The sequence below is a fragment of the Pseudomonas massiliensis genome (genome assembly GCF_000826105.1).
Taxonomy (GTDB): Bacteria; Pseudomonadota; Gammaproteobacteria; order Pseudomonadales; family Pseudomonadaceae; genus Aquipseudomonas; species Aquipseudomonas massiliensis.
This window is the reverse complement of the sequence record NZ_CCYK01000006.1, coordinates 273,931-285,713: the sequence shown is the minus strand read 5'-3', so window position 1 is coordinate 285,713 and position 11,783 is coordinate 273,931. Positions and strand designations below refer to the sequence as shown.

Sequence of the window (11,783 nt, the reverse complement as noted above, 5' to 3'; positions counted from 1 at the left end):
ACACTGCCTCCTGCCGCCACTAGGATCTTCATGCGCCGATTTAGACAGCTACTTGCGGGGCGCCAGGGCTCATTCCAGAGCCAGAAATACCGCTAAAACGCTGGCTCGGTGTTGCCTCACACCTGCCCGGCGCAAACCGTGAGGCAGAGCAGCAGCCATAAAGAGTACCGAGCCATGAGTTGTCCCCGCGCCCTTGTTTGCCTGGCCCCGCTGCCAGGGTCCGTTCTGAAATCCCATACTCCAAGCATTCTGCTGGTCGGTCGTCATCAGCCGGCCTTGCTGCGTTGCCTCGATGGCTGGCCGCGACGCAACGGCAAATCAGCGCCGTTTTCGGTCCAGTTCCTCAATCCCGGCCAGTCCCTGACGCACCTTCCGGACAACCGCTTCGACCTGGCCGTGGTCCAGAGCCCGAGCGCCGAAGAGGCACCGGCGCTGATCGCCCAGTTGACCCGGGTCGCGCGCCAGGGGTTGCTGACCCTTCGCTGAGAATGGCAGGCAGCGTGTCTGGCCTAGATGACCGGCGCGGTACTGAGAAACTGCTTGAACGCGGTGGCGGCCGGGCTGAAGTCTGCACCTGGTGCCCAGACCAGGCCTAGCTCCAGCGGCGGGATGCCTTCGGACAGTGGCCTTGCCTCGACCTTGCGACCCTCAAGGGACCAGGGGCGGTAGACCATGTCGGAGAGGATGGTCACGCCGAAGCCATGGGCTACCAGCCCGCGTACCGATTCGATGGACGAGGTCCGGAACACCACTCTGGGCGTCAGGCCTGCTGCGTTCCAGTAACGCAGCGTCGAGGCCTCGCCTTCATCGACGGTGGCGAGGATGTAGGGATGTTGGGCCACATCCGCCAGGCTCAGGCTTCGCATACCCAGCAAGGAATGCCCGCTGGGCAGCCAGAGTTGCCGAGGTGAACGCATCAGCAAGCGTCTTTCCAGCGGCAGGGCCGGGTCCAGGTTGGAAATGAGCGTCAGGCCTAGCTCGATCGAGCCGTCCAGCATGCCAGCCTCGAGACTGACACGGTCCATTTCGACCAGATCCACCTCAACGCTGGGGTAGCTGCGCTTGAACCTTGCCAGCAGGTTGGGCAGATAGTAGCCGAGTACCGTATAGGACGCGCCCACGCGCACGCTGCCAGTCAGGCCATGGCTATGGAACAGCGGCTGGCTCACTGCATCGTTCAAGGTGTCCAGGATATGCCGGGCATGGTGGTAGAACTGGTGTCCCTCGGCGGTCAGCTTCACCCCATGGGGAAGGCGCTCGAACAACCGGACTCCGAGCCGGTGCTCCAGCTGGCTCACCGCCGTGGTGATCGCCGACTGCGAAACATGTACAGCCGTGGCGGCAACGGAGAATTGATTGTGCTCTGCGGCGGCCACGAAATAGCGCAGCTGACGCATGGAAATATCGGTCCGGTGTGCCATTCGATTCTCAAATACCTGGGTTCTTATTTTATAAATTTACGATACCGCTTTTCTGCTCCTATGCTCCAGACAAACCGAGCCGTGCTCATGCTCGGCAGGGCTAAAGCCCCATGACATCACCATACCAATGACAATTACAGGTGGACCATGACGTATCCCAGCTTGAATTTCGCCCTTGGCGAAAGCCTCGACATATTGCGCGACCAGGTACACGCCCTGGTGGCCAGCGAACTCGCGCCACGGGCCAGCGAGATCGATCAGAGCAACAGCTTCCCGGCGGACATGTGGCGAAGGTTTGGTGAGATGGGCCTGCTGGGAATCACGGTCGAGGAAGAGTATGGCGGTGCCGGGATGGGGTACCTGGCCCACGTGATCGCGATGGAAGAGATCAGCCGGGGCTCCGGTTCGGTAGCGCTGTCCTATGGAGCGCACTCCAATCTGTGCGTCAATCAGATCAAGCGAAACGGTAGCGCGGCGCAGAAAGCGCGCTACCTGCCCAAGCTGGTCAGCGGCGAACATGTGGGCGCCCTGGCCATGAGCGAGCCCAATGCCGGTTCTGACGTAGTGTCCATGCGCCTGCGCGCCGAGCGCCAGGGTGACCGCTACCTGCTCAATGGCAGCAAGACCTGGATCACCAACGGCCCGGATGCCAATACCTATGTGATCTACGCCAAGACGGACCCTTCCCGGGCCGCCCATGGCATTACCGCGTTCATCGTAGAGCGAGACTGGAAAGGCTTCAGCCGTAGCCAGAAGTTCGACAAGCTGGGCATGCGCGGTTCCAATACTTGCGAATTGTTCTTCGACAACGTGGAAGTCCCGGAAGAAAACATCCTCGGGGTCGAAAACGATGGCGTGCGGGTGCTGATGAGCGGGCTGGACTACGAACGCGTAGTGCTCTCCGGCGGCCCGGTGGGCATCATGCAGGCGTGCATGGACGTGGTAGTCCCTTACATTCATGACCGCAAGCAGTTCGGCCAGAGCATTGGCGAGTTTCAGCTGGTGCAGGGCAAGGTCGCCGACATGTACACCCAGCTCAATGCCAGCCGCGCCTATCTCTACGCCGTGGCCCAGGCCTGTGACCGTGGGGAGACCACACGCAAGGACGCCGCCGGGGTGATCCTCTATACCGCCGAGCGCGCTACCCAGATGGCCTTGGACGCCATCCAGATCCTCGGTGGCAATGGCTACATCAACGAATTTCCCACCGGTCGCTTCCTGCGCGACGCCAAACTCTACGAAATCGGCGCCGGCACCAGCGAGATCCGTCGGATGCTCATTGGTCGCGAACTGTTCAACGAAACCCGTTGAAACCTGGGTCGCTGCCCTTGGCAATGGTGGGATTCAGAAAGGAGGCTCGTTGATGGCCAGGCTACACACACAGCTCAATACCAGATCGCCGGAATTCGCCCGTAATGCGGGAGCGATGGAGCAGCAGGTCGCCCGCCTGCGCGAACTGCTGGCCAGCATCGCTCAGGGGGGCGGTGTCACGGCGCAGCAACGCCACCTCGCGCGGGGCAAGCTGCTACCCCGGCAGCGCATCGACCAATTGCTGGACCTGGGTTCGCCGTTTCTTGAAGTAGGCCAATTGGCCGCCCACGAGGTGTATGACGAGGCTGTGCCCGCTGCCGGCGTCATCGCGGGCATCGGCTCGGTGGCGGGAGTGCAATGCATGATCGTGGCCAATGACGCCACGGTCAAAGGCGGAAGCTACTACCCGCTGACCGTGAAGAAGCACCTGCGTGCCCAGGCCATTGCCCAGCAGAACCGCCTGCCATGCATTTACCTGGTGGACTCTGGCGGTGCCAATCTGCCACGGCAGGAGGAGGTGTTCCCCGACCGTGAACATTTCGGTCGCATATTCTTCAACCAGGCCAACATGAGCGCTCAAGGCATTCCCCAGATCGCCGTGGTCATGGGTTCCTGTACCGCGGGTGGCGCCTATGTGCCGGCCATGAGCGACGAAACCATCATGGTGCGCAACCAGGCCACGGTCTTCCTGGCCGGCCCGCCCCTGGTCAAGGCGGCCACTGGCGAGGTGGTAAGCGCCGAGGAGCTTGGTGGCGCCGACGTCCATTGTCGTACGTCCGGGGTAGCCGACCATTACGCCGAGAACGACGAGCATGCCCTGGCCCTGGCGCGGCGCTGCATCGCCAACCTGAACTGGCGCAAGCAGGGCAGGCTGGAGCTGCGAACGCCACAACCGCCTCTGTACCCCGCGCAGGAACTCTATGGTGTGGTCCCGGCGGACCCCAAGCAGCCTTTCGACGTGCGGGAAATCATTGCCCGCCTGGTCGACGGCAGCGAGCTGGATGAGTTCAAGGCGCTGTTCGGCACCACCCTGGTGTGCGGCTTCGCTCATTTGCAGGGTCACCCGGTGGCGATACTGGCCAACAACGGCATTCTCTTTGCCGAAGCCGCCCAAAAGGGCGCCCACTTTATCGAACTGGCCTGCCAGCGGGGCATTCCCCTGGTGTTCTTGCAAAACATCACCGGCTTCATGGTGGGCAAGAAGTACGAAGAAGGCGGCATCGCCAAGCATGGGGCCAAGCTGGTCACCGCCGTGTCCTGCGCGCGCGTACCCAAGTTCACCGTAATCATCGGCGGCAGCTTCGGCGCGGGCAACTACGGCATGTGCGGTCGCGCCTTCGACCCGCGCTTCCTCTGGATGTGGCCGAACGCGCGCATAGGGGTGATGGGGGCCGAACAGGCGGCCGGGGTGTTGGTGCAGGTCAAGCGCGAGCAGGCCGCCCGGGCTGGCCAGCCCTTCGATGACGCCGAGGCCGAGCGGATCAAACAGCCCATAGTCGCGCAGTACGAGCAGCAGGCCCACGCCTTTTATTCCAGCGCAAGGCTGTGGGATGACGGCGTGATCGATCCGGCGCAGACCCGTGACCTGCTGACCCTGGCTCTTTCGGCCAGCCTCAATGCCCCTATCGAACCCAGCCAGTTTGGCGTCTTCCGGATGTGAGCCATGACCACTGTGCACAGCGTGAACATGGAGCGGGACCCACGCGGTTTCGCTACCCTCTGGCTCGACAGGGCCGAGAAAAACAATGCCTTCGATGCGCCGATGATCACCGAACTGACCCAGGCCGTTGCCCAGGTCGAGGCCGAGCCCGGCCTGCGCTTCATTTTGCTGCGTGGGCGCGGCAGGCACTTCAGCGCTGGTGCTGACCTGGCCTGGATGCGGGCCAGCGCTCAGCTAAGCCGCCAGGCCAACCTGGATGACGCCCAGGCGTTGGCCGAGCTGATGTACCGCTTCGCCGGGCTGCCCATTCCTACCCTGGCGGTGGTACAGGGCGCGGCCTTCGGTGGCGCGGTAGGGCTGGTCAGTTGCTGTGACATGGCCATAGGCGCCGAGGATGCGCTTTTCTCGCTCTCCGAGGTGCGCATCGGCCTGATTCCCGCCGTGATCAGCCCCTTCGTGGTCAAGGCCCTCGGCGAACGCCAGGCGCGCCGCTACATGCTCTCGGCCGAACGTTTTTCCGGCACCGACGCGCTGGCCCTGGGTTTGCTCCATGAGGTGGTGCCCGCCGCCGAGCTGGACGCCCTGGTCGAGCGCTGGGTGAGCAACCTGTTGCAGAACAGTCCAGCCGCCCTGCGTGCCTGCAAGGGGTTGCTGGCCGAGGTGGGCGGCGGGCTGCCCGCCGCGCAGGTGCGCTGCTACACCGAGGGCGCCATAGCAGACATCCGCATCAGTGCCGAAGGCCAGGAGGGGCTCGCTGCCTTCCTGGAAAAACGCAGCCCCGCCTGGCAGGAGACCACCCCATGACCCTGCATACCCTGCTCATCGCCAACCGTGGTGAGATTGCCTGCCGCATCATGCGCACCGCCCGAGCCCTGGGCATACGAACTGTCGCCGTGCACAGTGACATCGACGCCCGAGCCCGACACGTCCGGGAGGCCGACCTGGCTGTCAGCCTCGGCGGCGCCAAGCCGGCCCAGAGCTATCTGGTCATCGACAAGATCATGGCCGCCGCCAAGGCTAGCGGCGCGCAGGCCATTCACCCGGGATATGGATTTCTTTCGGAAAACGCCGCCTTCGCTAGGGCGGTGGAGGCGGCCGGCCTCCTGTTCATAGGCCCCCCCGCTGGCACCATCGAGGCCATGGGCAGCAAATCCGCAGCCAAGACGCTGATGGACGCGGCTGGGGTGCCTCTGGTACCTGGCTACCATGGGCAAGATCAAAGCCTGGCCACCTTTCAGAAAGCCGCTGCGGATATCGGCTATCCGGTATTACTCAAGGCGGCCGCGGGCGGGGGCGGCAAGGGCATGAAGGTGGTCGAGCACCAGGGTGAGCTGGAGCAGGCCCTGGCGTCGGCCCAACGCGAGGCGCAATCGGCCTTCGGTGATAGCCGCATGCTGCTGGAAAAGTACGTGCTGGAGCCACGTCACGTGGAAATCCAGGTGTTCGCCGACCGCCACGGACACTGCTTGTACCTCAACGAGCGGGACTGCTCCATCCAGCGCCGTCACCAGAAGGTGGTGGAAGAAGCACCGGCGCCCGGCCTGTCATCGGCGTTGCGCCAGGGCATGGGGGAAGCGGCGGTCAAGGCCGCGCAGGCCATCGGTTATGTCGGGGCCGGCACGGTGGAGTTTCTCCTGGATGCCCGGGGCGAGTTTTTCTTCATGGAGATGAACACGCGCTTGCAGGTGGAGCATCCGGTGACCGAGGCCATTACCGGTCTGGATCTGGTAGCCTGGCAACTGCGGGTCGCTGCCGGAGAGCCGTTACCCATCACCCAGGCCGAGGTGCCGCTCGAAGGCCATGCGATCGAGGTGCGCCTTTATGCTGAAGACACTGACAACGACTTCCTGCCCGCGGCCGGGCATCTGGCATTGTACAAGGAGGCGTCGGCCGGCGAGGGACGCCGGGTGGACAGCGGTGTAACCGAAGGGGATGACATCTCACCGTTCTACGACCCCATGCTGGCCAAGGTCATTGCCTGGGGCGAAACCCGTGAAGAGGCACGCAAGCGGTTGCTGGCCATGCTCGGAGAAACGGCCGTGGCAGGCTTTGCCACCAATCTGGGCTTCCTGCGTCGCCTACTGGCGCATCCCGCCTTCGCCCAGGCCCAGGTACATACCGGCTTTATCGCGCAGTATCAGGCTGAGCTGTTGCCCGCGGTGGAAAATCAGTTGCCTCCTGGGTTCTGGGTCGTGGCAGCCACAGCCTGGTGGGCCCTGAGTCCTGATTGTCAGCCGAAGGGCGGTGTCGAACCCTGGGCCAGCGGCAATGGCTGGCGCCTGGGCGGCCCCGCCGAGCGGTCGATCGACCTGCAATGTGGGCAGCAGCGCCAGCGGGTAAGCCCGGCGCCCTTGGACGCCGCCGTGCTCAGCGAAGGCCGGCTATGGTTGACCCAGGAGAGCTTGCGTCAGGGGCACGCGGTCTTCTGGCGTGAAAACAGGCTGTTCCTGGAATGGGAGGGTCGCTGGCTGGAAGTAGGGCGGGTGGATCCTCTGGCCCAGGCGCAAGGCCAACATGCTGCCAAGGGAGGGCTGACCGCGCCGATGAACGCCAGCGTGGTCGCCATCATGGCCAAGCCTGGCCAGGTCGTGGAGGCTGGCGAGACCTTGCTCGTGGTAGAGGCCATGAAGATGGAGCACAGCATCAAGGCACCTCATGGGGGGACTGTCCAGCAGCTGTTCTGCGCGGTAGGTGATCTGGTTGCCGAAGGCACTCCGCTCATCGAACTGCAGGCGCCAGAACCCTCCATGCCGAAGAGTCCCGAGGGAAGCGCGCCATGAACCATTATCCAGGACAGGTTCGCCTGGTCGAGGTGGGCCCTCGGGATGGATTACAGAACGAAAAACAGGCCATCAGTGTCGCCGACAGGATCGCCCTCTGCGATGCCCTGACCGATGCCGGCCTTCCTTATGTCGAGGTGGGCAGTTTCGTTTCTCCCAAGTGGGTACCCCAGATGGCCGGGACCGCCGAAGTCCTGGCCGGGATTCGGCAGAGGCCGGGAGTAACCTACGGTGTGCTCGTGCCCAACCTCCAGGGTTTCGAGGCCGCGGTCGCGACGGGAGCACGGGAGATTGCTGTGTTCGCCGCCGCGTCGGAAACCTTTTCCCAGCGCAATATCAACTGTTCCATCGGCCAGAGCCTGGAGCGCTTCGCGCCAGTGATCGAGGCCGCCCGGCTGCGGGGCGTGCAGGTGCGTGGTTATGTATCCTGCGTGCTCGGCTGCCCCTACGAAGGCGAGATCAGTCCGGACCAGGTCGCCCAGGTGGCCGAAGCGTTGAGTGACCTGGGCTGCTACGAAATTTCCCTTGGCGATACCATCGGCCGCGGTACCCCGGGCAAGGTCCGAGCGCTCTGGAATCGCCTGGCTCGACGCCTGCCCAGAAGCAGCCTGGCGGGCCATTTCCACGACACCTACGGCCAGGCCCTGGCTAACGTCTACGCCAGTCTGCAAGAGGGCATCGCCGTATTCGACAGCTCCGTGGCCGGGCTTGGGGGTTGCCCTTATGCCAAGGGCGCGTCGGGCAATGTCGCGACCGAGGATGTGCTGTACCTGCTTCATGGTATGGACATCGAGACGGGGGTAGACCTGGCGCGGGTGGCCGAGGCGGGCAATGGCATTTGCGCGGTGCTAGGCCGGGAAACCGGGTCCCGGGTAGGCAAGGCAATGGCCACAAGGGCTGCGCGAAGGGAATAACGCTGCCACTGAAGCGTCCTGCTGCTGACTCAATTCAGCCTGGAGCTTCCATGGCCACCCCCGCCCCACACTCGCTTCAACCACCGCCGCTGACCGCTGGCGCTACCCTGGTCCGGTTCGGCCTGATTGCCCTGCCGGTGGTGGCCCTGGCTGCCGGCATGGCCTATGTCCATGGCTGGCTGGACCCTGCCCGTCTGACGCCGGGCAGGATCGTCGATACGCTGCAGGCCAACGCTGGGGAGTATCCCGGTTACAGGCGCAACCATGCCAAGGGGGTCTGCGTCACCGGCTGGTTCGACAGCAACGGGCAATTGGCGCAGGCCTCGAGGGCCGCTGTGTTCGCCCCTGGACGAACCCCGGTGGTGGGCCGATTTGCCCTGCCCGGGGGTAACCCTTATGCGCCAGACAACAGCGTACCCATTCGCAGTCTGGCGCTGCGTTTTACCCAGGCCGACGGCCAGCAATGGCGAACCGGGATGAACAGCATGCCGGTGTTCCCGGTGGGTACGCCTGAGGCATTCTTCGACAGCTTGCAAGCCAGCCGCCCCGACCCTGTCACGGGCAAGCCGAACCCCGCCGCCCAGCAAGCGTTCTTTGCCAGCCATCCGGAAACCGCCGCTTTCCTGGCCTGGGTGAAAACAGCCAAGCCCTCGGCCAGCTATGCCACAGAGCGCTACGACGGTCTCAATGCGTTCTACCTGGTCGCCACGAACGGCAGCCGCCAGGCTGTGCGCTGGCATCTGCTGCCTGTGCAGACGAGCCGTACCGACAGCAACGGGGAAAGCGGCGACTATCTGATGCGTGACCTGCAACAGCGGCTGGCTGTCGGGCCTCTTCGCTGGACCCTCGAGATGACCTTTGCCAATCCCGATGACCCGGTAAACGATGCCAGCAAGGCCTGGCCCCAGGACAGGCGTACGGTGGCGGCCGGAACGCTGGTGCTCGACCGCGCCCTGGCACAGAACGCAGGTCCCTGCCGGGACATCAATTACGACCCCACCGTGCTGCCGGATGGTATTCAGATTTCGGCCGACCCCTTGCTACCCGCCCGGTCGGCGGCCTATGCCGATTCTTATCTGCGCCGTACCGGCGAGGTCCATCAACTATCCGCCGCGCAGGAGCCGCGCCCATGAGCGAGCTACGAAAGCATTTCGCGCCCCTGGCGCGCTGGTTGCACTGGAGCATGGCGCTGGGGCTGTTGGCCATGCTGTTCATCGGCGCCGGCATGGTCGCCTCGGTGTCGACCCGTCATGAGCAACTGATTCAGCTGCATAAGCCGCTGGGCATTGCACTACTGGCCCTGGCGGTGGTTCGCCTGGGTGTGCGTTTCGCCACTCGCCAACCGCCCTTGCCGGCAGACCTGCCCAGGGTCCAGGCCCTGGCGGCCAAAGTGTCCCATTGGCTGCTCTATGGGCTGATGCTGAGCCTGCCGTTGTTGGGGTGGGCCATGCTGTCCGCGGCCGGCAACCCTATCGATCTGGGCGCCGGGCTGCGCCTGCCGCCACTGCTGAACCCGGACGCGGCCACCTTCGCCCTGCTTCGCAGGGCCCATGGCTACCTGGCCTACCTGCTGTTCCTGACCGTTCTGGCGCACCTTGCGGCCGCGCTTTATCACGGCCTGATCCGCCGCGACGGAGTGCTGCGCAGCATGACGAGGGGAGGGTGAGCCGGGTGAAGGCTCAGGCGGGATCGTCGGTGCTCACCGCCTCGTCCGTAGCCAATACACCGAAATTCAGCAGATCGTGAAACACACCGTTTTTCAAGAAGGCCTGCCGGCTGCAGCCTTCGCTTTCGAACCCGGCGTTAAGTAGCACCCTGGCCGATGCCGCGTTGGTCGCCAGGCAGGAAGTATGAATGCGACGCAGCCCCAGGGTTTCTAAGCCATAGGTCATGACCCGCTTCACTGCCTCAGTCATATACCCCTGCCCGCGATAAGGCGCACCCATCCAGTAGCCCAGATGGCCGCTGTGGTGCCGTGGGTTCAGGCGCAGGTTGATGATGCCGGTCAAGGCTCCGGCGCGAAGGTGAATACCGAAGACAAGATCGTCTCCCTTCTCGCCAGCCTCGAGGGAGCGTTCAACGAAGGCTCGGGCATCTTTGAGCGTATAAGGTGAAGGCATGTTGGCGGTGAAGGCCGCGATTACCGGATCCGAGCCCAGCTCGGCGATTCGGGGTGCGTCGTCAGGGCAGAGGGGCAGCAAGCGTAAGCGAGGGGTGGAGAGTTCGGGTAGGTTCATAGGCCTTGCCTGGAAAAAGACTCATGCTGCCGCTGCGCTGTTGCAAGGGTATGAAAGCGTAACGGGCGTGACCTTTTCATCGCGTCAGCGCAGCGGGGCTGTTTCGCCCGCGAAAGTTCCATTGCGCGTGGCGACGACGATCGCCCCGACGGCCACCGCCAGCAAGGCCAGGGAAACCCAGAGCACCATCGACCATCCATACAGGCTCAGCAGGCCACCCGAGGAGAACGACCCCACCGCCATCAGGCTGAACACAATGAAATCATTGAGCGATTGCACCCTGTTTTTCTCTGCGGGGTCATGGCATTCCAGCACCAAGGCGGAAGCACCGAGGAAGCCAAGGTTCCAGCCCAGCCCTAGCAATACCAGGAGGCCATGGAAATGCGCGACGTCGCTGCCAGCCAGGCCCACCACGGCCGACAGTCCTGTCAACACCAGGCCCACCAGGGCAACCCGGCTAGCACCGAAGCGGGTGATCAGGTGGCCGGTGAAGAAGCTGGGCGCGTACATGGCGATGACATGCCATTGCAGGCCCCAGTTGGCCTGAGCCTGGGCGTGTCCGGCCATATGCATGGCCAGGGGCGCGGCCGTCATGAGGAAATTCATCAGCATATAGGCCACCGAGCCGGAGACCACTGCGGCGATGAAGCGCTTTTGCCGGATGATCTCCTTCAGGGCGCGGCCTTCATACCCCTGCCCGGCTTGCGGACGGGGTAGGCGCACGCCAAGCAGGATGAGCGCGGCGAACAGCGCTACCAGCGCTTGAGCCACAAAGGTATAGGTAAAGGCCGGCGCGGTGCCGAGATTCATGGTCAAGGTCACCAGCTGCGGGCCGACCACCCCGGCCGCGACGCCGCCGGCCATTACCAGCGAGAGCGCTCTGGCCCGCCGTTGCGGGGCTACGCCATCGGCGGCGGCGAAGCGGAAGGACAGCACGACGGCCGCGTAGGCGCCGCCAAAAGCCGTAGCCAGGCAAAACAGCCAGAACGAGCCCAGCGAGACCGCCAGCGCGGCCAACAGGCCGGCCAGCACGCCTGCGCCTGAGCCAAGCAGGAAGGCCGCGCGGCGTCCCTGACGCTGGGCATAGCTACCCATCGGCAGGATGCAAGCCGCCATGCCCATGACGAACAAGGAGATGGGCAGTGTCGCCAGTAGTGGGGAGGGGGCCAGGTGATCACCGACGAGAGCGCCGGTGGCATAGACTACGACACCGTTGGCGCCAGCGAGGGCCTGGGCCAGGGAAAGGCGCCAGATGTTCCCACGTTGGGCTGACTCGGGCAGTGGCTTGTGCGTAACGTCCATCGATGGCCCTTCAACGGATAGGGAGGCCTGAGCCGAGACGGCGCGGCATTCGAGCGTCTTTGCCTGGCCGGGGCTGGCAAGCTTTCAAAGGCCAGGCTCTGATGGTCGTTCGGATGGCGCACGCTGGCAAACGAGATAAAGTAATGGCGCGCCCGAGA

General features: G+C 64.2%; 11 protein-coding genes. 8 read left to right on the top strand and 3 right to left on the bottom strand.

All coding sequences use genetic code 11. The features are described from left to right. Window positions 1-174: 174 nt before the first annotated feature. A complete protein-coding gene (locus BN1188_RS07405) occupies window positions 175-486 on the top strand; it encodes a hypothetical protein (protein WP_040260787.1) in 312 nt (103 codons plus the stop codon). A gap of 23 nt (window positions 487-509) precedes the next feature. Here the strand turns inward: BN1188_RS07405 and BN1188_RS07400 are convergent, their stop codons facing one another. After that, entirely contained in the window at window positions 510-1,421 is a 912-nt protein-coding gene (locus BN1188_RS07400) for a LysR family transcriptional regulator (RefSeq protein WP_040260786.1), read from the bottom strand. A gap of 147 nt (window positions 1,422-1,568) precedes the next feature. On the opposite strand from BN1188_RS07400, the gene BN1188_RS07395 reads away from it, so the two are divergent. Genes BN1188_RS07395 through BN1188_RS07365 form a run of 7 tightly spaced genes read left to right on the top strand, consistent with a single transcriptional unit; the run spans window position 1,569 to window position 9,752 of the window. Then, window positions 1,569-2,732 (top strand): isovaleryl-CoA dehydrogenase, encoded by a 1,164-nt coding sequence (locus BN1188_RS07395; RefSeq protein ID WP_040260785.1) that lies wholly within the window; start codon window positions 1,569-1,571, stop codon window positions 2,730-2,732. Between the two features lie 52 nt (window positions 2,733-2,784). Next, a complete protein-coding gene (locus tag BN1188_RS07390; RefSeq protein ID WP_040260784.1) occupies window positions 2,785-4,392 on the top strand; it encodes a carboxyl transferase domain-containing protein in 1,608 nt (535 codons plus the stop codon). Window positions 4,393-4,395: 3 nt separating this feature from the next. After that, complete coding sequence (locus BN1188_RS07385; protein WP_040260783.1) at window positions 4,396-5,196, top strand: gamma-carboxygeranoyl-CoA hydratase; 801 nt, start codon at window positions 4,396-4,398, stop codon at window positions 5,194-5,196. Next, a complete protein-coding gene (locus BN1188_RS07380; RefSeq protein WP_052469196.1) occupies window positions 5,193-7,172 on the top strand; it encodes an acetyl/propionyl/methylcrotonyl-CoA carboxylase subunit alpha in 1,980 nt (659 codons plus the stop codon). Before BN1188_RS07385 ends, BN1188_RS07380 begins: the two co-directional genes overlap by 4 nt. Further along, a complete protein-coding gene (locus BN1188_RS07375) occupies window positions 7,169-8,086 on the top strand; it encodes a hydroxymethylglutaryl-CoA lyase (protein WP_040260782.1) in 918 nt (305 codons plus the stop codon). The genes BN1188_RS07380 and BN1188_RS07375 overlap by 4 nt, the downstream gene beginning before the upstream one ends. 50 nt (window positions 8,087-8,136) lie before the next feature. Beyond that, the gene (locus BN1188_RS07370) at window positions 8,137-9,219 is read left to right on the top strand and encodes a catalase family peroxidase (protein WP_040260781.1); all 1,083 of its coding nucleotides are present in this window, start codon (window positions 8,137-8,139) and stop codon (window positions 9,217-9,219) included. Then, window positions 9,216-9,752 carry a cytochrome b gene (locus BN1188_RS07365; protein WP_040260780.1) on the top strand — a complete coding sequence of 179 codons (537 nt, stop codon included), beginning with the start codon at window positions 9,216-9,218 and terminating at the stop codon, window positions 9,750-9,752. Before BN1188_RS07370 ends, BN1188_RS07365 begins: the two co-directional genes overlap by 4 nt. 13 nt (window positions 9,753-9,765) lie before the next feature. Here the strand turns inward: BN1188_RS07365 and BN1188_RS07360 are convergent, their stop codons facing one another. Both BN1188_RS07360 and BN1188_RS07355 read right to left on the bottom strand, forming a co-directional pair. Beyond that, window positions 9,766-10,323 carry a GNAT family N-acetyltransferase gene (locus BN1188_RS07360; RefSeq protein WP_040260779.1) on the bottom strand — a complete coding sequence of 186 codons (558 nt, stop codon included), beginning with the start codon at window positions 10,321-10,323 and terminating at the stop codon, window positions 9,766-9,768. An 84-nt stretch (window positions 10,324-10,407) separates the two neighbouring features. Next, the gene (locus BN1188_RS07355) at window positions 10,408-11,625 is read right to left on the bottom strand and encodes an MFS transporter (protein ID WP_052469195.1); all 1,218 of its coding nucleotides are present in this window, start codon (window positions 11,623-11,625) and stop codon (window positions 10,408-10,410) included. Between the last annotated feature and the right edge of the window lie 158 nt (window positions 11,626-11,783).